The following is a 21,856-nucleotide window of genomic DNA, read 5'->3' as shown; positions in this document are numbered from 1 at the left end:
GGGGTGGTCTCGATCCTGGCCTACACGCTCTTCGGCGGCATGTGGTCGGTGGCGGTGACCGACTTCATCCAGATGATCATCCTGGTCGCGGGTCTGGCGATCATCGCGATGTTCGCCGGCAACATGGCCGGCGGCGCCGACAAGGTGGTGGCCTTCGCGGTCAGCAAGGACCTCTTCAAGTTCTGGCCCGAGCCCAACTGGCACGACATGGTGTTCTTCTTCGCGGCGGCCATCACGATGATGCTGGGCTCCATTCCGCAGCAGGACGTGTTCCAGCGCGTGATGTCCGCCAACAGCGTCAAGGCCGCCACGCGCGGGCCGGTCATCGGCGGGGTGGCGTATATCCTCTTCGCCTTCGTGCCGATGTTCCTGGTGGCCAGTGCGCTCCTGATCATGCCGGAGGAAGTGGCCGTGCTGCTGAAGGAAGATCCGCAGAAGGTGCTGCCCACGCTGGTGCTGCAGAAGATGCCGTTCGTGATGCAGGTGCTGTTCTTCGGCGCGCTGCTGTCGGCCATCAAGTCGACCGCCTCGGCCACGCTCCTTGCGCCCAGCGTCACTTTCACCGAGAACATCTGGCGCCAGTTCCGCCCCGCGGGCACCGACCGCGAGAACCTCCGGACCATGCGCATCACGGTGCTGCTGTTCAGCGCCGCCGTGCTGGCCTACGCCATCCGCATGCAGGGCACGCCGATCTACGAGCTGGTCTCGGGCGCCTACCAGGTGCCGCTGGTGGGGGCGTTCGTGCCGCTGGTGTGCGGGCTGTACTGGCGCCGCGCCACCACGCAGGGGGCGGTCGCGTCGATCCTGCTGGGCATCGGCACCTGGCTGCTGTTCCTGGCCATGCCCTGGGGCGCCGTGTTCCCGTCCCAGTTGGCGGGTGTGCTGGCCGCGTTCACGGGCATGGTGGCCGGCTCGCTGCTGCCGCAGTGGGTAGCGAACACTCACACGCCGCACCGGCCGCTGGCCACCGAGCCCGCCTGAAACCGCCCTGGGGGCAGGGTGGGCCCTTATAATCGAGGGCTTTGCGAGCGGCAGCTGCGCCGCTTCTGGACCCTATTTCCCCATGCCCATCTACGCCTACAAGTGCAGCGCCTGCGGCTTTGCCAAGGACGCTTTGCAGAAGATGTCCGACGCACCCCTCACGGTGTGCCCGGCGTGCGGCGCCAGCGCCTTCGAAAAGCAGGTCACGGCTGCCGGTTTCCAGCTCAAGGGCTCGGGCTGGTACGTGACCGATTTCCGCGAAGGCGGCGGCAAGAAGGCCGAGCCGGCCACCGCTCCCGCGGCGAGCGAAGGCGCCAAGCCGGCCGAGTCTTCTTCCTCCGGCGCTGCGCCGAGTCCCGCGCCTGCACCGGCTCCCGCCGCTGCCCCTGCTCCCGCCCCTGCCGCCAAGAGCGGCGACTGAGACCCCGCCCATGCTCGCCCTGCGCAAATGGTTGTTCTCCGGCTTGCTGGTGATCGTTCCGCTGTTCATCACCCTGGCGGTGCTCAAGTGGATCATCGACACGCTGGACCAGACGCTCTGGGTGCTGCCGGTCATGTGGCAGAAGTGGCTCTTCGAGAACAACATCCGCGGCCTGGGCGTGCTGCTCACGCTGGCCATCCTGCTGGTGGTCGGCGCCATTGCGAGCAACTTCGTGGGCAAGCGGCTTCTCGGCTGGGGCGACGCCGTGGTGCGGCGCATTCCGGTCGTGCGCTCGATCTATTCGAGCGTCAAGCAGGTCTCGGACACGCTGTTCTCCGAGAACGGCAACGCATTCCGCACGGCGGTGCTGGTCCAGTGGCCGCGCGAGAACGTGTGGACCATTGCCTTCGTGACCGGCGCGCCGGGCAACGAGGTGGCCGAGCACCTGGGCACCGAGGAATTCCTCAGCGTCTACGTGCCGACCACGCCCAACCCCACGGGCGGCTATTTCGTGATGCTCAAGCGCAGCGACTGCATCGAACTGAAGATGAGCGTGGACGAAGCGCTCAAGTACATCGTCTCGATGGGCGTGGTCGTTCCAGGCGGCCCCTCCACGGTGGCGATCAAGCCATCCAACTCATAAAAACGAACGCGCCACGACGGCGCCGGAAGTCATCTCCATGGCCATGCGTACTCACTATTGCGGTCTCGTGACCGAAGCCCTGATGGGCCAGACCGTCACCCTTTGCGGCTGGGTCAACCGTCGCCGCGACCACGGCGGCGTGATCTTCATCGACGTGCGCGACCGCGAAGGTTACGTGCAGGTGGTGTGCGATCCCGATCGCGCCTCCACCTTCGCCGTGGCCGAGAACCTGCGCAACGAGTTCTGCGTGCAGATCACCGGCCTCGTGCGCGCGCGCCCCGAAGGCACGACCAACGACAGCCTGAAGAGCGGCAAGATCGAAGTGCTGTGCCATGAGCTCAAGGTGCTCAACCCGTCGGTCACACCGCCGTTCCTCCTGGACGACGACAACCTCTCGGAAACCACCCGCCTCACGCACCGCGTGCTCGACCTGCGCCGCCCGGCCATGCAGCGCAACATGATGCTGCGCTACAAGGTGACGATGGAAACGCGCAAGTTCCTCGATGCCAACGGCTTCATCGACATCGAGACGCCGATGCTGGGCAAGTCCACGCCCGAAGGCGCGCGCGACTACCTCGTGCCCAGCCGCGTGCACGACGGCAGCTTCTTCGCGCTGCCGCAGTCGCCCCAGCTCTTCAAGCAACTGCTGATGGTGGCCGGCTACGACCGCTACTACCAGATCGTGAAGTGCTTCCGCGACGAAGACCTGCGCGCCGACCGCCAGCCCGAATTCACGCAGATCGACATCGAGACCTCGTTCATGGCGGAAGAAGAAATCCGCGAGATGTTCGAAGGCATGATCCGCCAGGTCTTCCGCTCTGCCGCCAACATCGACCTGCCGGTGTTCCCGACCATGACGTACGGCGACGCGATGTTCAAGTACGGCTCGGACAAGCCCGACCTGCGCGTGAAGCTCGAATTCACCGAACTCACCGAGCTCATGAAGCGCGTGGAATTCAAGGTGTTCTCGAACGCCGCGACCATGGAAGGCGGCCGTGTCGTGGCACTGCGCGTGCCGGGCGGCGGTGCCGGGGGTGGCCTGTCGCGCGGTGAAATCGACGCGTACCAGGAGTTCGTCAAGATCTACGGCGCCAAGGGCCTGGCCTACATCAAGGTCAACGACGCGCAAGCCGGCCGCGAAGGCCTGCAAAGCCCGATCGTGAAGAACCTGGACGACGCCACGCTGGCCGAGATCATCGCCCGCACGGGCGCGCGCAACGGCGACATCCTGTTCTTCGGCGCCGACAAGGAAAAGGTCGTCAACGACGCCATCGGCGCGCTGCGCGTGAAGATCGGCCACAGCGCCTTCGGCAAGAAGAGCGGCCTGTTCGACGACCGCTGGGCCCCGCTCTGGGTGGTCGACTTCCCGATGTTCGAGTTCGACGAGGAAGGCCAGCGCTGGAGCGCCGTGCACCATCCGTTCACCGCACCCAAGGACGGCCATGAAGACCTCATGGACACCGCGCCCGAGAAGTGCATCGCCAAGGCCTACGACATGGTGCTCAACGGCATCGAGATGGGCGGCGGCTCGGTGCGTATCCATCGCGAGGAAGTGCAGAGCAAGGTGTTCCGCGCGCTGAAGATCAGCGCCGAGGACGCACAGCTGAAGTTCGGCTTCCTGCTGGACGCGCTGCAGTACGGCGCCCCGCCGCACGGCGGCATCGCCATCGGCCTGGACCGCCTCGTGATGCTCATGACCGGCGCCGAGTCGATCCGCGACGTGATCGCCTTCCCCAAGACCCAGCGCGCGCAAGACCTGCTGACGCAGGCGCCGAGCCCGGTCGACGAGAAGCAGCTGCGCGAACTGCACATCAAGCTGCGCAACACCCCCCAGGCCGCGTGATGCGCCCATGACGACGAGCACTCGACCCTGGAAGATTCCGGAGTCGGTGCTGGTCGTCATTCATACGCCGGCGCTCGACGTGCTCCTGATCCGGCGCGCCGATGCCAACGAGTTCTGGCAATCGGTCACCGGCAGCAAGGACGTGGCCGACGAGCCGCTGGCACTCACCGCGGCACGCGAGGTGGGCGAGGAAACCGGCATCCAATGCGGCGACGGCACACCGCTTGCCCGTCGGCTGGTCGACTGGCAGCTGAGCAACATCTACGAGATCTACCCCCGCTGGCGCGCGCGCTACGAGCCCGGCGTCACGCACAACACCGAGCATCTGTTCGGCCTCTGCGTGCCCGAACGCCTGACGCCCACGCTGGCGCCGCGCGAGCACACCGACTGGAAATGGCTGCCGTACCGCGAAGCGGCCGATGCCTGCTTTTCCCCGTCGAACGCCGAAGCCATTCTGTTGCTGCCAGAATTTGCGCGATGAACCAGCCGGCAGCATCCGCAGCGCACAACCTCCGGGTCGCGACCTACAACATCCACAAGGGTGTGCAGGGCATCGGGCCCGCCCGGCGGCTCGAAATCCACAACCTCGGCCACGCCATCGAGCAGCTCGACGCCGACATCGTCTGCCTGCAGGAGGTGCGCAAGATGAACCGGCAGGCCGCCGCCCGCTTCGCGCGCTGGCCCGAGCTGCCGCAGGCCGACTTCCTCGCGCCCGAGGGCTACACCGCGGTCTACGAGACCAACGCCGTCACGCGCCACGGCGAGCACGGCAATGCGCTGCTCACGCGCTGGCCCGTGATCCGCACCAGCCACCAGGACATCTCCGACCACCGCTTCGAACAACGCGGGCTGCTGCACGTCGTGATCGAGGTGGAAGGGCAGCCGGTGCACGCTATCGTGGTGCACCTGGGTCTCATCAAAGGCAGCCGCGTGCGGCAGATCGCCCGCCTGCGCGAGTTCATCGACCGCGAAGTGCCGGCCGGCGAGGCGGTGGTGGTGGCCGGCGATTTCAACGACTGGGGTGCGCGCATGCGCTACGCCATGAACGCGATGGGCCTGCGCGACGCGAGCGACCTGCGCGGCCCGCGCACGCTCACCTACCCCTCGCGGCTGCCGGTGGCGCAGCTCGATTTCGTCTACGGCCGCAAGCTCGAGCCGCTTTCGTGCACGGTGCCGCGCGGCCCGATCTGGGCCCGGATGTCCGATCACCTCCCGTTGGTAGCCGACTTCGCGCTACCTAATTGATAGCATTGCTCCGAGAAGGGACGGGCGTTGCAGCCCGAATGTCCTGGAGCCATTCACTGGTACGATCCCCGCCATGCTGAGGAAAACCGACGTCGAACCGCTCCCCGATCGAAAAGACGATGACGAGGGCACGCCCGTCTCCGTCAAGATCCGCGAGCGCCTGAATGCAGCGCGAAAGCGCTTCAACGCCAACGACAACATCGCCGAGTTCATCGAGCCGGGCGAGCTGGAGGCGCTGCTCGACGAGGTCGAGGTCAAGATGAAGGGCGTGCTCGAGAGCCTGGTCATCGACGTGGCGAACGACCACAACACCGACAACACCGCGCGCCGTGTCGCCAAGATGTACGTCAACGAGGTGTTCCGCGGCCGCTACGTGCCGCCGCCCCCGCTCACCGAATTCCCCAACGCCGAACACCTGAACGAGCTCATGATCGTCGGCCCGATCACCGTGCGCAGCGCCTGCTCGCACCACTTCTGCCCGATCATCGGCAAGCTCTGGATCGGCGTGATGCCCAACGAGCACACCAACGTGATCGGCCTGTCGAAGTACGCGCGCCTGGCCGAATGGGTCATGGGCCGTCCGCAGATCCAGGAAGAGGCCGTGGTGCAGCTGGCCGACCTGATCCAGGAAAAGACCCAGCCCGACGGCCTCGCGCTCGTCATGGAAGCCGAGCACTTCTGCATGGCCTGGCGCGGCGTGAAGGAAATGGACAGCAAGATGATCAATTCCGTGATGCGCGGCGTGTTCCTGAAGGACCCGAGCCTGCGCCGCGAATTCCTTTCCCTCCTGCCCAGAAAGAGCTGAACATGCTGGTCCGTCTTCTCTACGCGAGCCGCGCCGTCGACACCAGCCCTGCGGCCATCGAGGCGATCCTTGCCAAATCGCGCACGCACAACCCGGCGTGCGGCATCACCGGCATCCTCTGCTACGGCGCCGGCACCTTCCTGCAGGCCATCGAGGGCGGGCGCGACGCCATCAGCGACCTCTACGGCCACATCCAGCGCGATGCGCGCCATAAAGACGTGGTGCTGCTGCACTACGAGGAAATCTCCGAGCGCCGTTTCGGCGGCTGGACGATGGGGCAGGTCAACCTCTCCAAGCTCAATGCCTCGACGCTGCTGAAGTATTCGGAAAAGCCCGAACTCGATCCGTACAAGGTCTCGGGCAAGGTCTCGCTGGCGCTGCTCGAAGAACTGATGGCTACCGCCGCCATCGTCGGCCGCCACTAGCCACGTGGCTCCCACGCCCGGCACTTCGTGTCCTCGCTGCCCCCGCGACGGGCCGCTCGCGCCTTGGGGCGGCCCGGCGGCGCTCGCTCTCGCATAGCTCGGGGTGCCGCTCTCCGCCTTCGCGCTGATCCTGCTTGCGGGGATCATCCATGCCGGCTGGAACATCGCCGCCAAGAAGGCGAACGGCGATGTGCGCTTCAGCTTCCAGACGAGCGTGTTCAACATGCTCATCTGGGCGCCCGTGGGCATCACGCTGGGCTGGAACGTGGTGCCGGGCTGGGGCCTCACGGAATGGGGCTTCGTCGTGCTCAGCGGCGTGCTGCACATCTTCTATTTCATCGTGCTGCTGCGCGGCTACCGCAGGTCCGACCTGACGGTGGTCTATCCGCTGGCGCGCGGCTCGGGGCCGCTCCTGTCGTCGCTCGCGGCGGTGCTGTTCCTCGGCGAGAGGATCAGCGCGGTCGGCGTGGCGGGCATCGCGGGCGTGGTGGGAGGCGTGTTCCTGGTCGCCGGCGGCCTCAAGCTGTGGCGCAAGGCGCATGACCCGGTGCAGCGCGAACGCGTGGTCAAGGGCATTCGCTACGGCGTGCTCACCGGCGGCTTCATCGCGGCATACACGGTGACCGACAGCTATGCGGTCAAGTTCCTGGCCATGTCGCCGATCCTGCTCGACTACTTCGGCAATCTCGTGCGCATGGTGCTGCTCGCGCCCGTGGCGCTGAAAGACCGCGCGACCACCGCGCGCATGTGGCGTGCGCAATGGAAATACGCGCTGCTGGTGGCGGCCGTGAGCCCGGTGTCGTACGTGCTCGTGCTGTATGCGGTGCAGCAGGCGCCCATCTCGCACGTCGCGCCGGCGCGCGAGGTGTCGATGCTGTTCGCCGCGCTGATCGGCGGGCATCTGCTGCGCGAAGGCGACCGGTTGCTGCGGCTGCTGGGCGCACTCTTCATCGCCGCCGGCGTCGTGGCGCTCGCGCTGGGCTGAGGCCATGCTCTTCGGTTGCGATTTTTCGAGCGCGCCGACCCCGCGCAAACCGATCGTGGTGGCCATCGGGGAAATAGGGGAGACCGGCGCGGTCGGCGAGTTGGCCGGGGCCGGTACAGGCAGCGTCACGCTGACCGGCCTGCAGCGCTTTGCAACGCTCGAAGCCTGGGGCCGATGGTTGCGCGACACGCCTGCGTGGGTGGGCGGTTTCGACTTTCCCTTCAGCCTGCCGCGCGAACTGGTCGAGCACCTGAAATGGCCGCTCGAATGGGCCCCGCTGATGGCGCACTACGCGAGCCTGAGCCGCGTCGAGATCCGCGAGACCTTCGCCGCCTTCTGCGCCGCGCGGCCCGTCGGCGGCAAGTTCGCGCACCGCGCCGCCGATGCACCCGCGGGGTCGAGCCCATCGATGAAGTGGGTCAATCCGCCGGTCGCCTTCATGCTGCATGCGGGCGTGCCGCCGCTGCTGGCGGCCGGCGCCAGCCTGCCGGGCCTGCACGTGGGCGGCCGCGATGACCGCGTCGCGCTGGAGGCCTACCCGGGCCTGCTGGCGCGCGAGCTGATCGGCCGCCGCAGCTACAAGAGCGACGACTTGGCCAAGCAGACGCCCGAGCGCCTCGCGGCACGCACCGACCTCGTCGCCGCGCTCGAGGCGGGCGCGACGCGGCTCGGCCTTCGCCTGCGGCTCAGCGCCGGTCAGCGGGCCGAACTGCTGGCCGACGCCCGCGGCGACCACCTCGACGCGGTGCTGTGTCTCGTGCAGGCCGCCTGGGGCCTGGAACGGGCCGCGAGCCCCGGGCCCGGCTACGGATTGCCGGTGCAATTCGATCCGCTCGAAGGATGGATCGTCACGGCCTGAGCCTTCTTGTCCTACACCGCTTCGGGCCCCCGGCCACGTCCCGGGCCGCGGGGCGGCGACTAGATTGAAATGAGTGGGCCATACCGGCCCACGCATCTCATCCACACAGGAAGGAAGCGACATGAACAAGGACCAAGTGGCAGGCCGCGTCGACGAAGCCAAGGGCAAGCTCAAGGAAGTGACCGGCAAGGTCGTGGGCAACGAAAAGCTCGAAGGCGAGGGCGTTGCCGACCAGGCCGCCGGCAAGGTGCAGAAGACCTACGGCGACGTGAAGGAAAAGACCAAGGACGCCATCAAGTCGGGCGCCGACAAGCTGTGACCGACCCAGGTTGCGCCGCAAAAAAGGCGCAACCCTTTTCTCGTTCCATTTCCATGCGAACGATTGACTGGAGGATTCCAATGAACAAACCCCATCGACCCATCGCCATGCCGTCTTCGCGCGCATGGCTCGCCGTGCTGGTGGCCGGCGCCGCGCTGACGCTGGCGGCCTGCGACAAGTCCGACAACCGCACTGCCGGCGAAAAGCTCGACAGCGCGGTGGCCAAGACCGAACAGGCCGCCGAAACCGCCGCCGCCAAGACCGGCGAAGCCGTGAAGGACGCCAAGGCGAAGGTCGATGCCTCCGGCACCACCTCCGAGGTGAAGGACGGCATGGCCAACGCGAAGGAAGCCGCCAAGGACGCCGGTGCCGCCGTGAGCGCGACGGTGGACGATGCCGCCATCACCGCCTCGGTGTCCGCGGGCCTGGCGAAGGACCCGGACCTGAGCGCGATCAAGATCAACGTCGACACCAAGGGCGGCGCCGTGAGCCTGAAGGGCCCGGCCCCCACGGCAGCGGCGAAGGCCCGCGCCGAGGAAATCGCCAAGGGCGTGCAGGGCGTGACCTCGGTGAGCAACGAGCTGGAAGTGAAGAGCTGATCCTCAGCTCCGCTCCAATGAAAAAGCCCGGTTCGTCCGGGCTTTTTCATGGACGAGGCCTCTTGGGCCCCGGGTCTTCGATCGGTCAGTGGCCGAGCCAGTCCTTCAACTCGTCGGCGTGTTCTTCCTCGTCGGAAAGAATGTCTTCGAGCATGCGGCGGGTGGTGGGGTCCTTGTCGCCGATCAGCACGATCATCTGGCGGTACGTCTCGACGGCAATGCGTTCGGCCACCAGGTTGGCGCGCACCATGGCCTGCAGGTCGGTCGATTCGTCGTAGCCCGCATGGCTGCGCTCCAGCAGGTGGCCGGGTGCGAAGTCGGGCTCGCCGCCCAGCTGCACGATGCGCTCGGCAATGCGGTCGGCGTGGGCGGACTCTTCGTTGGCGTGCACGAGGAACTCCTCGGCGATCGCTGGCGACTCGACGCCGTTGGCCGTGAAGTAATGGCGCTTGTAGCGCAGCACGCACACCAGTTCGGTGGCGAGCGCGTCGTTCAGCAGCTTGACGACGTCTTCGCGCCATGGCCCGTAGCTGGGCGTCACGGCGCCTTCGTCCAGGCTCCGGCTCGCGGCGTCGATGGCGCTCTGGTCAAGCACCAGGTGCTGGTGGGATTCCGCTGCCTTGGCGGATGAAGCATCGGCTTTCATGGGGGGTCCTTTCGTGGGGGGCTTGGGGTCTTCTGCATCAACGTGTTGACGACGTCAGCCACGTCGGATGTCTTGAGTACCGCTGCCAGCACGGCAGTGACCGACAGCAGCCGCCACGGCTTCACGAGCACCAGCAATGCGCCGGTGGCCGCGGCCGCAGCCATGAGCTTGGCCGGCTCCTTGCGCGCGTAGTGCTCCAGCAAGGGGCGGGCGAGTTGGCCCACGGCGTGGGCCGGGTGGCGGCGCCACCAGCGCTGCGCCACGCTGCGCGCCACCGAGCCCCAAACGTTGCCCCGGCCGCGAGAGCGGGGTTCGTCGGCTGGCGCGGTCGAGGCGTCGTGGTGCGCGTATTCGAGGTCGTCGTCGGGTTCGGACGCCAGGTAGCGCGCGTCCTGCGCGTCGCGCGGGTCTTCGCCGCCATGGAGTTGCCGCACCAGCGCGCGGCGCGAAATGGCCAGGCGCTGCTGCGGAGTCAGCGGGGAACGTTCAACGCCGGTCATGGTCAGCTCCGGCAGCGCGCAGGGCCTGCAGGTCGGCCTCCAGTTGCGAGCGAAGGTCTTCGAAACCGTAGCTCGGGCTGGGGCGCGTCGCATACCAACCGCAAACGGCCGCGATCACCACGGCCACGCCTGGCACGGCCACCAGCACCCAGTGAAAGCTGCCGTGGAGCACGCCGAGCAGCACGGCCACACCGATCAGCCCGAGGGCGAGCATGGCGCTGGCGGCTGCCAGCACCCCCGCGACGATGCGGGCGACGAGGCCGCGCCCCGCCTCTGCAGATTCCTGGCGGACGAGGGCGGCGTAGTTGGCGAGGTGTTCAGCGACGAGGTCCGGATGCCCGAGCACCGTGGAGAAAATCGGATGAAGCATGGTGCCGGGGATCCAGGGAACGAAGAAAACTCAAGCGATCAGTAATCGTCCCGGCTGCGGCGGCTGGCCAGCACGATGAGTGCCGTGATGGCGGCGCCGGCGGCTGCAGCCAGCAGCACCGAGCGAACGGGCTGGTCGGAGATGTAGCGCCCCGTGACGTCGGCGGCCGCCTCCAGGCGGCGCTGCGCCCGTGCGCTCGTGGTCGATGCGGCGTCCAGGCCGCGCTGAACGGCTTGCTGCACGCGGGCTGCCAGCTGCTCCACGGCAGGCTCGGCATCGCGGCGCAGTTCGCGGACCTTTTCGCCCGCCGCATTCACCGCGTTCTGAGCGTAGGCGCGGGTGGATTCGACCGCATCGTTGGCGGTCTGGCGCGCGTCGTCGGCGAGTTGCGAGGGAGTCTTGGTCGTCGTGTTCATGTGAAAGTCCTTTCCGGGAAGATGAAATGCGGGAGCCTGTTGATCGTAACTACGCTACTTGCGTCGTAGCAAGCCGGCCAGGAAGCTCGCGATGGCAAGCACGGCGAAGATCACGAAAAGGATCTTGGCGATCCCGACTGCGCTGGCCGCAATCCCACCGAAGCCGAACAGGGCGGCAATCAGTGCGATGACCAGAAACACCACGGCGTAATGCAACATGTGGAACTCCTTCGAGGCTTTCCCTCGTTGTTTTTGGGAACGGCGCATCCGGTCTTCGTGGGAAGCATCGGATGGCACAGGAGCAACCTTAAGTGGGGGCCCCTCCGCACCCTGTCAGCGACCGGGGGCGGGGAGCGTAGGAGACGACCGAGTCCACCCGCGCCAAGGTGTGACGCAATGCCGCGAATGCAGTTTCTTGCGAGCGGCGCTCAGGGCGCTCAGGGCGCTCAGGCGGGTTTGACGACGGGCAGCATCGCGCTCAGGCGCGTGCCCCTGCCGGGCGTCGAGGAAACCGTGAGCTTGCCGCGCGCCGCCTCGACCCGGTGGCGCATGCCCGCAAGGCCGTGCGTGGACGGTCGCATGCGCTGCGTGTCGAAGCCCTTGCCGTTGTCCGTGACCTCCACGATCACGTGGTTCTCGTAGTTCTTCATCACGATCGTCGCTTCGCCGGCCTCGGCGTATTTGCCGATGTTGGTCAGGCTCTCCTGCACCATGCGGTAGATCGTGAGCTGGCGCGACTCGTCCAGCGTCACGGGCTCCAGCGCCATCTCGACCTGCAGCCCCGAGCGCTCGGCGAACTCGCGCCCCAGGATCTCCAGCGACGCGACCAGCCCGAGGTTGGAGAGCGACGAGGGCCGCAGGTCCTCGATGATGCGGCGCTTGAGCGCGATGCCGCTGTTGAGCAGCTCGGTCAGGTGCTGCAGCCGCTGGATGGCATCAGGCGCCTCCGCCAGCCGCGACTTCAGGCGTGCCACGTCGAGCTTGGCGGCGGTGAGCAGCGAGCCGAGCTCGTCGTGCAACTCGCGCGCCAGGTAGCCGCGCTCGGTTTCCCGCACGTCCTGCAGGTGGGTGGCCAGCTCGGCCAGCGAGGCGGTGCGCTCGCGCACCTCGTCTTCCAGCGCATTGCGTTCGCGTTGCAGCGCTTCCTGCTGGCGCTCGCCGATCGAGCGCAAGGCATGCGTCTGGCGCAGGTAGAGAAAGAAGGCGATCAGCGCCGCCAATGCCACGATGGCCGTGCCGATGCGCGCGAGCTGCAGCGACCTGAGCACCTGCACCTGGCCCTCGTGCAGCGTCTGGTTGCTCACGTTGACCAACTGGAGGGCCGTGGCGCGGATGGCGTCCATTTCCTCGCGCCCGACGTCGGTCGTGATGACGAACTTCCAGGCGTCTTCCTTGCCGTCCTGGCGCAGGCGCACGCTCATGTCCATTTCGGCCACCTTGCGCAGCACGTGCTTGGAAAGCTCGCCGATCTGGGCGAGTTCTGCGGGCCTGTCGGCGTACAGTTGCCGCAGGGCCGCGAGATTGCCGTCGACCTCCTTGATCGCCGTGTCGTAGGGTTGCCGATAGCTGGCCTCGCCGGTCAGCAGGTAACCCCGCTGGCCGGTTTCGGCGTCGAGCATGTTCTGCAGGATCTGGTTGACCACGCCGCGCCCCTTCTGGGCCTCGTCGATGTCTGCCAGGGCGCGGGCGGACTGGCGAAAGCCGGCCTCGTTGATGCCGATCAGGGCCAGCGCGGCCAATGCCGCGAGCAGCAGGCTCAAGGCCATTCGAGGGGGGGCTAACCAGTGCATGAAACTTTCAGGGCTGCGTTCGGCGCAAGTTCGTGAATAATTGACAACATTCAGGGACCGGCATGTTGCGGCCTAGGTGGCGCGCAACACAACGACGAAAGTAACAGATGATCAAAATTGGAATTGTGGACGACCACGCCATCGTGCGATCGGGGCTCCGGCAGTTCTTCTCCGAGCACGTGGACCTGCGCGTGGCGGGCGAAGCAGCCAGCGGACGCGAAGCCATCGAGCTCGTGCGCACCACCGAACTCGATGTGCTCGTGATGGACCTTTCCATGCCCGGGCAGAGCGGCATCGATGCGCTCGCCATGATCCGCGCCAAGGCGCCGGATGTCGGGATCCTGATCCTGAGCGGCTATCCCGAAGAGCACTACGCGATGAACCTGATCCGCCAGGGCGCGAGCGGCTACCTGAACAAGGAGTGCGATCCGATCGAGATCGTGAATGCCATCCGCACCATCTCGCTGGGCCGCCGCTACATCACGCCCGCCGTCGCCGAACTGCTCGCGCGCCAGCTCGACCGCAAGGACGACGCCGCGCCGCACGAACAGCTCTCGGAGCGCGAATTCCAGGTGTTCCTGAAGCTGGCCAAGGGCGAGACCGCGGGCGACATCGCCAAGACGCTGTCGCTGTCGGTCAAGACGGTGAGCACCTACCGCACGCGGCTGATGGAGAAGATGAATCTTTCCTCCAACAGCGACCTGACCTACTACGCGCTGAAGAACAAGCTCATCGATTGAGGAGCGCCTAGGCCCCGGGCGAAGTGCGCAATGCCTTCGCCTGCAGGACGCAGAAATCGACCAGCGCATCGATTTCGTTCGACTTGTCGAACACCGCGTCGACGCCGAATTCGGCGCAGCGCCGGCGGATGTCGGGCGTTGCATAGTTGCTGAGCACCACCACCTTCTGGGTCGGACTGCGTGACCGGCAAGCCTGCAGAACACCCAGGCCGCTTCCCTGCTTGAGAAAAAGGTCGACGATGGCAAGGTCCCACCTGTTGCCGGCGCCGAGCAGCCACGCGCGTGCGTGGTCTTCGGTCTCGGCAAAGCCGACGACCGTGGTGCAGGTGAGCTCTTCCAGAGTGCCAATGAGGTTTTCACGGATCGTGAGGTTGTCTTCGACGACGTATGTCTGCAATCTGGAGTCCATGCCGAACCGCGCTTCCTCTCACGTTGGCGGGTGCATCCCGAACGTCCCGCTGGCGGAATGCCTGCATGCGGACACTGAGGCTTCGCTCAAGCGCATCATGCAGGGTTCATGTGCAGGGCGTTGTAGGCGTGTTCCGACGACTTCGTTCGCAGCGCGCCGTCCGTAGGCAATACCGCACGGTTGATGCGGTCCGTTGCCGACCCGTGTGTGGTCTGAAGAGGGTTATTCAAGCAAACATGGCTACGAACATTCTTGGCGCCCGCCCGATGTGGCAAAAATTGCTGGCCTCACTCGTGCTGCTGTTCGCTGCCTTGCTGATCGTGCTCGCGTTCTTTCCCTGGGACGTGCTGCGCGAACCGGTCAATCGCTACGTGAGCGAGAAGACGGGGCGCAAGTTCGAGATCACGCGGCGGCTCGACGTGGACCTGGGCTGGCGCGCGGCCACCGTCAAGTTCGACGGCATCGAGTTCGCCAACCCCGCCTGGGCGCGCGACCCTTACCTCGTCAAGGCGGACCGCGCCGAGTTCGACATCCGGATCTGGCCGCTGGTCACCAGCAAAATCGTCATTCCGCGCCTGGCGCTTTTCTCGCCCACCCTCGGGCTGCAGATGGAGCAGGACGGGCGTCGCACCTGGGCGTTCGGCAAGGACACTTCCGACGCGGGCACGGTGCCGAGCATCGGCCTCATGCAGATCGACAGCGGCGCGATCGACTTCCTCGCCAAGCACCTGGGCGTCGACCTGCACGCCGACGTGAACTACGACACGAGCCTGGGCGAGATGCCCCTGAGCTACCGCATCAAGGGCCGCTACAAGGGCCAGCCCCTGACCGCCGATGGGCGCACGGGCAACGTGCTGCAGATCAACGCGGCCGGCGCGCCGCCGTTCCCGCTGGAGATCAACGCGGCCGCCGGCCAGACCAAGCTGAAGGCGTCGGGCACGGTGGCTGAACTGGCGGGGCTCGATGGCATCGATGCGAAATTCCAGCTCAAGGGCCAGACGCTGGGAGCGCTGTTCCCGCTGTTGGGCATTGCGCTGCCGCAAACCTCGCCTTATGCATTGAGTGGCGACCTGAGCAAGCGCGGCACGCTCTGGCAAGTGGCCGGGCTCAAGGGCAAGCTGGGCCTGTCCGACATCGCCGGGGACATGAAATTCGACCAAGCCACCCAGGTGCCGCACCTGGCCGGCGACCTGCGCTCCAAGGTGATGGACATGGACGACCTCGGCCCGCTCATCGGCCTGCCGCCCACGGCGCGATCGGCTGGCGCGGTCGAAGGCGTGGCACCGCCGCCGAGCATCACCCAGGTGAAGCGCCCGGCGGGCGCCAAGGTGCTGCCGACGGCGCCGCTGGACTTCGAGCGCCTGCGCGCCATGAACGCCGATGTCAAATACACGGCCGACCGCATCCAGAACGTGCGCGAGATTCCGCTCGACCGCGGCAGCGTTCAGGTGAAGCTGAAAGACAGCGTACTGACGCTCGATCCGCTCGACCTGGGCGTGGGCGGCGGCAAGCTGGCTGGCGCGATCCGCATCGATGCTGCGAAGAACCCGGCGGACATCCGCGCCTCGCTCGACCTGCGCGGCATGCAGCTCGCGCGCCTGTTCCCCAAGCTGGAAACCACGGGCAACAGCGTCGGCCGGCTCGACGGGCGGCTCAATCTGTCGGGCTCGGGCAGCTCGGTGGCCACCTGGCTCGGTGGGTCGTCCGGCGACGTGGCGGTGATGGCGGGTCGAGGCCAGTTCGGCAACCTGCTGCCCGTGTTCGCGACGCTGGTGGGCGGGGACATCATCAAGTTCCTGCTGCGCGGCGACCGCAATGTCGAGCTGCGCTGCGCGGCCGTGGCATTCGACGTCAACAAAGGCCTGATGACCGGGCGCACGCTCGTGGTGGACACGACCAACGCGGTCTTCACGGCCACCGGACAGGCCAGCTTGGCCAACGAGACGCTCGACTTCGTCGTGCGGCCGGAGCCCAAGTCGAAGAACATCCTCTCGCTGCGCACGCCGCTGGTGGTGCGCGGCACGTTCGGCGCGCCGTCGGGCGGGGTCGAGGTCGGACCGCTGGCCGGACGCGGGCTGGCCGCGCTCGCGCTGGGCGCCGTCAATCCGCTCCTGGCGCTGGCCGCGACCATCGAGACCGGGCCCGGGCAGGATGCCGATTGCAAGGACGTGGTGGCGGAGGCCAACAAGCCCACCGCGGGTGCCGCGGCCCAGGGCGCAGCCCGCGCCAAGGGCGCGAAACAACCTTAGGCCAGGGGCGTCGCAGGGCGCTGCGCGCAGACGCTGCAGTGCGGATCGCGCACCACGCGCAGGGTGTCGAAGCTCGTGCTGCGCCCGTCGAACATCAGGAGCTTGCCGGCGAGCGAAGGGCCGATGCCGGCCAGCAGCTTCAAGGCCTCGCTGGCTTGCAGCGTGCCGATGGTGCCGACCACGGGACCGAACACGCCCAGCACCGCGCAACGCGTTTCCTCGAAAGCCGCATCGGGCGGGAACAGGCAGGCGTAGCAGGGGGAGGCCGCATCCCGCGTGTCGTACACGCTCAACTGGCCGTCGAAGCGGATGGCGGCACCTGCCACGAGCGGCTTGCCATGCGCCACGCAGGCGCGATTGACCGCATGGCGCGTGGCGAAGTTGTCGCAGCAGTCGACCACCACGTCGGCGGCCGCGACGAGGCGCGACAGCAGGGCCTCGTCGGCGCGCAGGGCGTGCGTCTCGATGGCGATGTCGGGGTTGATGTCGCGCATCGCCTCTGCGGCGGATTCGACCTTCGGGCTGCCCACGCGGGCGTTGGTGTGGGCGACCTGGCGCTGGAGGTTGGTGAGGTCGACCTCGTCGTCGTCCACCAGCGTGATGTGGCCGACGCCGGCTGCCGCCAGATAGAGCGCTACGGGAGAGCCCAGTCCACCCGCGCCGATGACCAATGCGCGGCCGGCACTGACGCGCGCCTGGCCGTCGATGCCGAATTCTTCAAGCAGGATGTGGCGCGAGTAGCGCAGCAGGTCGTGATCATTCATGGCTCGCCCCCAGGCCTGCCCACTTCGCGTGGCGGCCCACCCCCTGCCGGGGGCGATACCTGCGGCCCGGCAAAGCCGGTTCCGCGGTACCTTGGAATGAACCGAGCGCCTGGCGCTCAGTTTTCCTTTTTCTCGTCCTTGTTCTCGACAATGATCTGCGTCTTGCTCACGAGCACAGGCTGGCCCTTGAGGCGGTTGAGTGCCTGCACCAGCGGGAAGTCCTTGTCGGTGCCGAACTCGGGCGCCTTGCGGTCCTGCGGCGGCTTCTTGGCTTCTTCCTCGAGGCGCTTGCGGGCTTCGTCGCGGGCCTTTTCGCGTTCCGGGTCCTTGGTTTCCGGACCCTGGCCGCTGGCCAGGTGCTTCTCGAGGTCGGCCTCGCGCATACGAAGGGCTGCGAACGGGCTGCCCTCGGCGCTTTCGTCGACCAGCACGTTGGGCACGATGCCCTTGGCCTGGATCGAGGTGCCGCTGGGCGTGTAGTAGCGCGCCGTGGTGATCTTGAGGCCCGTGTCCGGGCCGAGCGGGCGCACCGTCTGCACCGAGCCCTTGCCGAAGGTCTGGCTGCCCATGACGATCGCGCGCTTGTGGTCCTGCAGCGCGCCGGCCACGATTTCGCTGGCGGAGGCCGAGCCTTCGTTCACCAGCACCACCAGCGGAACGTTCTTCAGGGCGGCAGGCAGGTTGCGCAGCGGGTCGCTGCCGGAGCGGCGCTGGTAGAACTCGGGCGCTGCCTTGTAGATCGACTTGCTTTCGGCAAGCTGGCCGTCGGTGGTCACCACCGTCACGTTCTCGGGCAGGAAGGCCGAGGACACCGCCACCGCCGCGTCGAGCAGGCCGCCCGGGTCGTTGCGCAGGTCGAGCACCAGGCCCTTGAGGTTCGGGTCTTCCTTGTACAGGTCTTCGACCTTCTTCACGAAGTCGTCGACCGTGCGTTCCTGGAATTGCGACAGGCGGATCCAGCCGTAGCCCGGCTCCATGATCTTGCCGCGCACCGACTGGGTACGGATCTCTTCGCGCGTGATCGTGACCGGGAAGGTGCGGCTCTCGTCCTTGCGGAAGATGGTGAGCAGCACCTTGGTGTTGGCCTCGCCGCGCATGCGCTTGACGGCTTCGTTGAGCGAGAGGCCCCGCACGGCCGTGTCGTCGATCTTGGTGATCAGGTCGTTCGGCTTCAGGCCGGCACGGAAGGCCGGCGAGCCCTCGATGGGCGACACGACCTTGATGAGCCCGTCTTCCTGGGAAATCTCGATGCCGACGCCGACGAAGCGGCCGGTCGTGCCTTCCCTGAATTCCTTGAAGGACTTCTTGTCGAAGTACTGGGAATGCGGGTCGAGCCCGGCGACCATGCCGGAAATGGCGTCGGAAATGAGCTTTTTCTCGTCGACCGGCTCGACATAGTCACTCTTGACCATGCCGAACACGGCAGCGAGCTGCTGCAATTCCTCGAGCGGGAGCGGCGCAAGCGATCCGCGTGCGACCGTCTGCAGGGAGACGGTGGTCAGGACGCCAGCTACGGCGCCGGCGGCGACCCAGCCGGTGATCTTCAGTTTCTGGCCCATCATGAGTGGTTGTCCTTGTCGGCGGCTGTCGAACCAATATACACAGCTTGGAAGCAATTTGTTTGCCGGGGTTCCACGGGGGGACCGGCACGCGGGGGTTTTCTTTTCAGCCCTTGCCTTGCGAGGCCACCGCGGCGGCGGCCTTTTCGGCGGCTGCGGCATCGCCCAGGTAGTAGTGGCGCAGGGGCTTGAGATCGTCGTCCAGTTCGTAGACCAGCGGGATCCCGTTCGGGATGTTCAGCCCGACGATGGCGTCGTCCGAGATGCCGTCCAGGTACTTCACTAGCGCCCGGATCGAGTTGCCGTGGGCCGCCACGACCAGGCGGCGCCCGGTGCGGATGGCCGGCGCCATCGATTCGTTCCAGAACGGCAGCACGCGCGCCACCGTGTCCTTGAGGCACTCGGTCAGCGGGATCTGCTCGGGCGAGAGCTTGGCATAGCGCACGTCGCTGCGTTCGCTGCGCGGGTCGTCCGCTTCCAGCGGCGGGGGCGGGGTGTTGTAGCTGCGGCGCCAGACCAGCACCTGCTCGTCGCCGTACTTCTTGGCGGTTTCCGCCTTGTTCAGGCCCTGCAGGCCGCCGTAGTGGCGCTCGTTCAGGCGCCAGGAGTGCACCACGGGCAGCCAGGTGCGATCGAGTTCGTCCAGCGTGTGCCAGAGGGTGCGCGTGGCGCGCTTCAGGACGCTGGTGTAGGCCACGTCGAAGTCGTAGCCCTCGGCCTTGAGCAGCCGGCCGGCCTGCTTGGCCTGTTCCACGCCGGTCTCGGTCAGGTCGACGTCGGTCCAGCCGGTGAAGCGGTTTTCGAGGTTCCAGGTCGATTCGCCGTGGCGGATCAGTACCAGTTTGTGCATGTGGGAGGCCTTTGGAAGCGCTTGGGAAAACCAGCATTCTAAAATCCCGGGTTTGCCATCCAAGGAACCCCCGTGAAATTGATCGAATTCGTCACCGCGAACTGGATGCTGATCCTGATCGCACTCAGCTCGGGCGGCATGCTGGCCTGGCCGCTGGTCCGGGGTTCTGGCGGCGGGACGCTCACGGCCCAGGGCGCCGTGCAGCTCATCAACCGCGAGCGCGCCGTGCTGGTCGACGTGCGCGAACCCGAAGAATTCGCCACCGGCCACATGATCGGCGCCAAGAACGTGCCCCTGAACCAGCTCGACGAAAAGCTCGCCAGCACGGTCAAGAACAAGAACGTGCCGCTCCTCCTGGTGTGCGCCACCGGCGCCCGCGCCCAGCGCGCCGTCGCCATGGCCAAGAAACTCGGCTACGAGCAGGCCCAAGCGGTTGCCGGCGGACTCAAGGCCTGGAAAGACGCTAATCTGCCGGTTGAAAAGGCCTGAAATCTCCCCGAACTTCCCCGAGATAGAGCGTATGCAAGCAGTCAAGATGTACACCACCGCCGTTTGCCCCTACTGCACGCGTGCGAAGCAAATCCTCAAGTCCAAGGGCGTCGAGCAGATCGAAGAGATCCGCATCGACAGCGACCCCGAGGCCCGCAACACCATGATGGAGATCACCCAGCGCCGCACGGTGCCGCAGATCTTCATCGGCGACACCCACGTGGGCGGTTGCGACGACCTGATGGCCCTGGACAGCCGCGGCGGCCTGGTTCCGCTGTTGCAAGGCGCCTGAAACACAAAGCGCCAGGAACCGTCTTGTGACCGGGCGATAATCGTCTGCTCATCCATCTGCAGCCCGCTGCGGGAACCTCTCCCCGGCGGGCATTGTTTTGATCCTCGAAAGTTCAGCCATGGCCGACCAGCAAGCCCAAGATCCCGTGTTCCAGATCCAGCGCGTCTACCTCAAGGACCTGTCGCTCGAACAACCCAATTCGCCCGCGATCCTGCTGGAGCAGGAACAACCCACCGTCGACATCCAGCTCGGCGTGGACGCCCAGCCCGTGGCCGAAGGCATCTTCGAGATCACCGTCTCGGCCACCGTGCAGACCAAGATCCAGGACAAGACCGTGTTCCTGGTCGAAGCCAAGCAAGCCGGCATCTTCGAAATCCGCAACCTGCCCGAAGACCAGATGGGCGCCATCCTGGGCATCGCCTGCCCGCAGATCGTCTACCCGTACCTGCGCGGCAACGTGGCCGACGTGATCCAGCGCGGCGGCTTCCCGCCCGTGCACCTGGCCGAAATCAACTTCCAGGCGATGTACGAGCAGCAGCAGGCACAGGCCGCCGGCCAGCCTGCGCCGACGCTCGCGCAGTAAGCCTGCACAACTGCCGCCAACGCCGATGAAGATCTGCGTTCATGGCGCCGGTGCCTGGGGCACGGCAGTGGCTGTCAACGCGGCTGCCCGCCACGAGGTCACGCTCTGGGCGCGCGACGCCGCCCAGGCCGATGCCATCGCGAAGGCGCGCCAGAACACCCGCTACCTGCCGGGGCTGGCGCTGCCGGCCTCGCTCGCCGTGCGGGCGGGCGATATCGGCCAGGCCCATGCCGGCGCCGACCTCGTCATCGTGGCCACGCCGATGGCGGCCCTGCGCGAACAGCTCGTCGCCCTGCGCGGCTGCACTGCGCCGGTGGCATGGCTGTGCAAGGGCGTCGAGCCCGCGCTCGATGCCACATCCTTCGGCCTGCTCGCCCACGAAATATGGGGGCAGGTCGCTCCCGACTTGATGGCTGGCGTACTCAGCGGCCCGAGCTTCGCGCAGGAAGTCGCCGAAGGCCGTCCGACCGCGCTGGTCGCCGCCAGCCCGCATGCGGCGGTGCGCGATGCGCTGGTCGACGCCTTCCACGGACCGGCCCTGCGTGTCTACGCCAACGAGGACATCGTCGGCGTCGAGGTCGGCGGGGCGGTCAAGAACGTGCTGGCCATCGCCACGGGCCTGTGCGACGGCCTGGCGCTGGGGCTCAACGCGCGCGCCGCGCTCATCACCCGCGGGCTCGCCGAAATGACCCGCTTCGGCCTTGCGCTCGGCGCCCGCGCGGAAACCTTCATGGGCCTTTCGGGCCTTGGCGACCTCGTGCTGACTTCCACCGGCGACCTGTCGCGCAACCGCAAGGTCGGCCTGCTGCTGGCCCAGGGCCGCACGCTGGCGCAGGCGGTCGATTCGCTGGGCCACGTGGCCGAAGGCGTGTACTGCGCGCGCACCGTGGTGCAGCGCGCCCGGGGCCTGGGGCTCGAGATGCCCATCGCCGAGGGCGTGGTCGCGCTGCTCGACGGCCGCGTGAGCCCCCAGGACGCGGTCGCCGCGCTCACGGGCCGCGACCCGGTGCCGGAATCGGTCGCGGTCCCGTCCGGTGCAGCGGCTTCCCCTCGTCAATCTTCTTAAAAACGCAG

At 67.0% G+C, this 21,856-nt stretch carries 28 protein-coding genes; 18 read left to right on the top strand and 10 right to left on the bottom strand.

Annotated elements, in window-relative coordinates; genetic code table 11:
• The 12 genes from BM133_RS21705 to BM133_RS21650 form a co-directional block, all read left to right on the top strand.
• Positions 1 to 981 (top strand): high affinity choline transporter 1 (locus tag BM133_RS21705; protein WP_093438278.1); only part of this gene is annotated, 981 nt, incomplete at its 5' end.
• Positions 982 to 1,063: 82 nt separating this feature from the next.
• Positions 1,064 to 1,402, top strand: coding sequence for an FmdB family zinc ribbon protein (locus tag BM133_RS21700; protein WP_093438189.1), 339 nt, complete (start codon positions 1,064 to 1,066; stop codon positions 1,400 to 1,402).
• Positions 1,403 to 1,412: 10 nt separating this feature from the next.
• On the top strand, positions 1,413 to 2,045 hold the full coding sequence (locus BM133_RS21695; RefSeq protein WP_042579585.1) for a DUF502 domain-containing protein: 633 nt from the start codon (positions 1,413 to 1,415) through the stop codon (positions 2,043 to 2,045).
• Positions 2,046 to 2,082: 37 nt separating this feature from the next.
• On the top strand, positions 2,083 to 3,888 hold the full coding sequence (aspS, locus tag BM133_RS21690; protein WP_093438186.1) for an aspartate--tRNA ligase: 1,806 nt from the start codon (positions 2,083 to 2,085) through the stop codon (positions 3,886 to 3,888).
• 7 nt (positions 3,889 to 3,895) lie between these two features.
• Positions 3,896 to 4,369 carry a dihydroneopterin triphosphate diphosphatase gene (nudB, locus tag BM133_RS21685; RefSeq protein ID WP_093438184.1) on the top strand — a complete coding sequence of 158 codons (474 nt, stop codon included), beginning with the start codon at positions 3,896 to 3,898 and terminating at the stop codon, positions 4,367 to 4,369.
• A complete protein-coding gene (locus tag BM133_RS21680; protein WP_093438182.1) occupies positions 4,366 to 5,133 on the top strand; it encodes an endonuclease/exonuclease/phosphatase family protein in 768 nt (255 codons plus the stop codon). Before nudB ends, BM133_RS21680 begins: the two co-directional genes overlap by 4 nt.
• A gap of 73 nt (positions 5,134 to 5,206) precedes the next feature.
• Complete coding sequence (gene folE / locus BM133_RS21675) at positions 5,207 to 5,938, top strand: GTP cyclohydrolase I (protein WP_093438181.1); 732 nt, start codon at positions 5,207 to 5,209, stop codon at positions 5,936 to 5,938.
• Between the two features lie 2 nt (positions 5,939 to 5,940).
• Positions 5,941 to 6,363 carry a BLUF domain-containing protein gene (locus BM133_RS21670; RefSeq protein WP_013543155.1) on the top strand — a complete coding sequence of 141 codons (423 nt, stop codon included), beginning with the start codon at positions 5,941 to 5,943 and terminating at the stop codon, positions 6,361 to 6,363.
• Between the two features lie 103 nt (positions 6,364 to 6,466).
• Entirely contained in the window at positions 6,467 to 7,348 is an 882-nt protein-coding gene (locus BM133_RS21665; protein ID WP_093438179.1) for an EamA family transporter, read from the top strand.
• A gap of 4 nt (positions 7,349 to 7,352) precedes the next feature.
• The gene (locus tag BM133_RS21660) at positions 7,353 to 8,207 is read left to right on the top strand and encodes a DUF429 domain-containing protein (protein ID WP_093438177.1); all 855 of its coding nucleotides are present in this window, start codon (positions 7,353 to 7,355) and stop codon (positions 8,205 to 8,207) included.
• A gap of 121 nt (positions 8,208 to 8,328) precedes the next feature.
• Positions 8,329 to 8,526 carry a CsbD family protein gene (locus tag BM133_RS21655; RefSeq protein WP_093438175.1) on the top strand — a complete coding sequence of 66 codons (198 nt, stop codon included), beginning with the start codon at positions 8,329 to 8,331 and terminating at the stop codon, positions 8,524 to 8,526.
• Positions 8,527 to 8,606: 80 nt separating this feature from the next.
• Positions 8,607 to 9,125, top strand: coding sequence for a BON domain-containing protein (locus tag BM133_RS21650; protein ID WP_093438173.1), 519 nt, complete (start codon positions 8,607 to 8,609; stop codon positions 9,123 to 9,125).
• Between the two features lie 85 nt (positions 9,126 to 9,210).
• On the opposite strand, the gene BM133_RS21645 is transcribed toward BM133_RS21650, so the two are convergent.
• From BM133_RS21645 to BM133_RS21620, 6 genes are all read right to left on the bottom strand, one after another.
• Entirely contained in the window at positions 9,211 to 9,771 is a 561-nt protein-coding gene (locus BM133_RS21645; protein ID WP_093438170.1) for a ferritin-like domain-containing protein, read from the bottom strand.
• Positions 9,768 to 10,271 (bottom strand): hypothetical protein, encoded by a 504-nt coding sequence (locus tag BM133_RS21640; protein ID WP_093438168.1) that lies wholly within the window; start codon positions 10,269 to 10,271, stop codon positions 9,768 to 9,770. The genes BM133_RS21645 and BM133_RS21640 overlap by 4 nt, the downstream gene beginning before the upstream one ends.
• Positions 10,258 to 10,641, bottom strand: a complete 384-nt coding sequence (locus BM133_RS21635; RefSeq protein WP_093438165.1) for a phage holin family protein — start codon at positions 10,639 to 10,641, stop codon at positions 10,258 to 10,260. Before BM133_RS21635 ends, BM133_RS21640 begins: the two co-directional genes overlap by 14 nt.
• Before the next feature lie 38 nt (positions 10,642 to 10,679).
• On the bottom strand, positions 10,680 to 11,057 hold the full coding sequence (locus BM133_RS21630) for a hypothetical protein (RefSeq protein WP_093438163.1): 378 nt from the start codon (positions 11,055 to 11,057) through the stop codon (positions 10,680 to 10,682).
• A gap of 54 nt (positions 11,058 to 11,111) precedes the next feature.
• A complete protein-coding gene (locus BM133_RS21625; RefSeq protein ID WP_013543146.1) occupies positions 11,112 to 11,276 on the bottom strand; it encodes a DUF1328 domain-containing protein in 165 nt (54 codons plus the stop codon).
• Positions 11,277 to 11,503: 227 nt separating this feature from the next.
• Positions 11,504 to 12,823 carry a sensor histidine kinase gene (locus BM133_RS21620; RefSeq protein WP_093438160.1) on the bottom strand — a complete coding sequence of 440 codons (1,320 nt, stop codon included), beginning with the start codon at positions 12,821 to 12,823 and terminating at the stop codon, positions 11,504 to 11,506.
• A gap of 131 nt (positions 12,824 to 12,954) precedes the next feature.
• Here BM133_RS21620 and BM133_RS21615 point away from each other — a divergent pair, with 131 nt between their 5' ends.
• A complete protein-coding gene (locus BM133_RS21615; protein ID WP_007837167.1) occupies positions 12,955 to 13,587 on the top strand; it encodes a response regulator in 633 nt (210 codons plus the stop codon).
• Between the two features lie 7 nt (positions 13,588 to 13,594).
• Here BM133_RS21615 and BM133_RS21610 read toward each other — a convergent pair whose 3' ends face one another.
• Positions 13,595 to 13,996, bottom strand: a complete 402-nt coding sequence (locus BM133_RS21610; RefSeq protein WP_093438157.1) for a response regulator — start codon at positions 13,994 to 13,996, stop codon at positions 13,595 to 13,597.
• A 236-nt stretch (positions 13,997 to 14,232) separates the two neighbouring features.
• Here BM133_RS21610 and BM133_RS21605 point away from each other — a divergent pair, with 236 nt between their 5' ends.
• Positions 14,233 to 16,245: an AsmA family protein gene (locus tag BM133_RS21605; RefSeq protein WP_093438155.1), complete on the top strand. Its 2,013-nt coding sequence runs from the start codon at positions 14,233 to 14,235 to the stop codon at positions 16,243 to 16,245.
• Here BM133_RS21605 and BM133_RS21600 read toward each other — a convergent pair.
• The 3 genes from BM133_RS21600 to gpmA form a co-directional block, all read right to left on the bottom strand.
• The gene (locus BM133_RS21600; RefSeq protein ID WP_093438152.1) at positions 16,242 to 17,009 is read right to left on the bottom strand and encodes a HesA/MoeB/ThiF family protein; all 768 of its coding nucleotides are present in this window, start codon (positions 17,007 to 17,009) and stop codon (positions 16,242 to 16,244) included. The two genes, BM133_RS21605 and BM133_RS21600, sit on opposite strands and share 4 nt — an antisense overlap.
• Positions 17,010 to 17,125: 116 nt before the next feature.
• Positions 17,126 to 18,568 (bottom strand): S41 family peptidase, encoded by a 1,443-nt coding sequence (locus BM133_RS21595; protein ID WP_093438276.1) that lies wholly within the window; start codon positions 18,566 to 18,568, stop codon positions 17,126 to 17,128.
• A gap of 106 nt (positions 18,569 to 18,674) precedes the next feature.
• Complete coding sequence (gene gpmA / locus BM133_RS21590) at positions 18,675 to 19,418, bottom strand: 2,3-diphosphoglycerate-dependent phosphoglycerate mutase (RefSeq protein WP_093438150.1); 744 nt, start codon at positions 19,416 to 19,418, stop codon at positions 18,675 to 18,677.
• A 105-nt stretch (positions 19,419 to 19,523) separates the two neighbouring features.
• On the opposite strand from gpmA, the gene BM133_RS21585 reads away from it, so the two are divergent.
• The 4 genes from BM133_RS21585 to BM133_RS21570 all read left to right on the top strand — a co-directional run bounded on the left by BM133_RS21585 (position 19,524) and on the right by BM133_RS21570 (position 21,848).
• On the top strand, positions 19,524 to 19,907 hold the full coding sequence (locus tag BM133_RS21585; RefSeq protein WP_371286353.1) for a rhodanese-like domain-containing protein: 384 nt from the start codon (positions 19,524 to 19,526) through the stop codon (positions 19,905 to 19,907).
• Between the two features lie 31 nt (positions 19,908 to 19,938).
• Positions 19,939 to 20,199 (top strand): glutaredoxin 3, encoded by a 261-nt coding sequence (gene grxC / locus BM133_RS21580; protein WP_093438145.1) that lies wholly within the window; start codon positions 19,939 to 19,941, stop codon positions 20,197 to 20,199.
• Positions 20,200 to 20,317: 118 nt separating this feature from the next.
• Complete coding sequence (gene secB / locus BM133_RS21575) at positions 20,318 to 20,782, top strand: protein-export chaperone SecB (protein ID WP_093438142.1); 465 nt, start codon at positions 20,318 to 20,320, stop codon at positions 20,780 to 20,782.
• Positions 20,783 to 20,807: 25 nt separating this feature from the next.
• Positions 20,808 to 21,848 carry an NAD(P)H-dependent glycerol-3-phosphate dehydrogenase gene (locus BM133_RS21570; RefSeq protein WP_093438139.1) on the top strand — a complete coding sequence of 347 codons (1,041 nt, stop codon included), beginning with the start codon at positions 20,808 to 20,810 and terminating at the stop codon, positions 21,846 to 21,848.
• Positions 21,849 to 21,856: the final 8 nt, after the last annotated feature.

The organism is Variovorax sp. 770b2 (assembly GCF_900115685.1).
In the GTDB taxonomy this organism is placed as follows: Bacteria; Pseudomonadota; Gammaproteobacteria; order Burkholderiales; family Burkholderiaceae_C; genus Variovorax.
Note: the sequence above shows the minus strand (reverse complement) of the source record. Positions and strands in the feature narration are given on the sequence as shown.

Bases quoted from the DNA above. Each gene is read 5' to 3' on its own strand.
- BM133_RS21700 (WP_093438189.1), top strand. From the start codon at position 1,064: ATGCCCATCTACGCCTACAAGTGCAGCGCCTGCGGCTTTGCCAAGGAC.
- BM133_RS21695 (WP_042579585.1), top strand. From the start codon at position 1,413: ATGCTCGCCCTGCGCAAATGGTTGTTCTCCGGCTTGCTGGTGATCGTT.
- aspS (WP_093438186.1), top strand. From the start codon at position 2,083: ATGGCCATGCGTACTCACTATTGCGGTCTCGTGACCGAAGCCCTGATG.
- nudB (WP_093438184.1), top strand. From the start codon at position 3,896: ATGACGACGAGCACTCGACCCTGGAAGATTCCGGAGTCGGTGCTGGTC.
- BM133_RS21680 (WP_093438182.1), top strand. From the start codon at position 4,366: ATGAACCAGCCGGCAGCATCCGCAGCGCACAACCTCCGGGTCGCGACC.
- folE (WP_093438181.1), top strand. From the start codon at position 5,207: ATGCTGAGGAAAACCGACGTCGAACCGCTCCCCGATCGAAAAGACGAT.
- BM133_RS21670 (WP_013543155.1), top strand. From the start codon at position 5,941: ATGCTGGTCCGTCTTCTCTACGCGAGCCGCGCCGTCGACACCAGCCCT.
- BM133_RS21660 (WP_093438177.1), top strand. From the start codon at position 7,353: ATGCTCTTCGGTTGCGATTTTTCGAGCGCGCCGACCCCGCGCAAACCG.
- BM133_RS21655 (WP_093438175.1), top strand. From the start codon at position 8,329: ATGAACAAGGACCAAGTGGCAGGCCGCGTCGACGAAGCCAAGGGCAAG.
- BM133_RS21650 (WP_093438173.1), top strand. From the start codon at position 8,607: ATGAACAAACCCCATCGACCCATCGCCATGCCGTCTTCGCGCGCATGG.
- BM133_RS21645 (WP_093438170.1), bottom strand. From the start codon at position 9,771: ATGAAAGCCGATGCTTCATCCGCCAAGGCAGCGGAATCCCACCAGCAC.
- BM133_RS21640 (WP_093438168.1), bottom strand. From the start codon at position 10,271: ATGACCGGCGTTGAACGTTCCCCGCTGACTCCGCAGCAGCGCCTGGCC.
- BM133_RS21635 (WP_093438165.1), bottom strand. From the start codon at position 10,641: ATGCTTCATCCGATTTTCTCCACGGTGCTCGGGCATCCGGACCTCGTC.
- BM133_RS21630 (WP_093438163.1), bottom strand. From the start codon at position 11,057: ATGAACACGACGACCAAGACTCCCTCGCAACTCGCCGACGACGCGCGC.
- BM133_RS21625 (WP_013543146.1), bottom strand. From the start codon at position 11,276: ATGTTGCATTACGCCGTGGTGTTTCTGGTCATCGCACTGATTGCCGCC.
- BM133_RS21620 (WP_093438160.1), bottom strand. From the start codon at position 12,823: ATGGCCTTGAGCCTGCTGCTCGCGGCATTGGCCGCGCTGGCCCTGATC.
- BM133_RS21615 (WP_007837167.1), top strand. From the start codon at position 12,955: ATGATCAAAATTGGAATTGTGGACGACCACGCCATCGTGCGATCGGGG.
- BM133_RS21610 (WP_093438157.1), bottom strand. From the start codon at position 13,996: ATGGACTCCAGATTGCAGACATACGTCGTCGAAGACAACCTCACGATC.
- BM133_RS21605 (WP_093438155.1), top strand. From the start codon at position 14,233: ATGGCTACGAACATTCTTGGCGCCCGCCCGATGTGGCAAAAATTGCTG.
- BM133_RS21600 (WP_093438152.1), bottom strand. From the start codon at position 17,009: ATGAATGATCACGACCTGCTGCGCTACTCGCGCCACATCCTGCTTGAA.
- BM133_RS21595 (WP_093438276.1), bottom strand. From the start codon at position 18,568: ATGGGCCAGAAACTGAAGATCACCGGCTGGGTCGCCGCCGGCGCCGTA.
- gpmA (WP_093438150.1), bottom strand. From the start codon at position 19,418: ATGCACAAACTGGTACTGATCCGCCACGGCGAATCGACCTGGAACCTC.
- BM133_RS21585 (WP_371286353.1), top strand. From the start codon at position 19,524: ATGCTGATCCTGATCGCACTCAGCTCGGGCGGCATGCTGGCCTGGCCG.
- grxC (WP_093438145.1), top strand. From the start codon at position 19,939: ATGCAAGCAGTCAAGATGTACACCACCGCCGTTTGCCCCTACTGCACG.
- secB (WP_093438142.1), top strand. From the start codon at position 20,318: ATGGCCGACCAGCAAGCCCAAGATCCCGTGTTCCAGATCCAGCGCGTC.
- BM133_RS21570 (WP_093438139.1), top strand. From the start codon at position 20,808: ATGAAGATCTGCGTTCATGGCGCCGGTGCCTGGGGCACGGCAGTGGCT.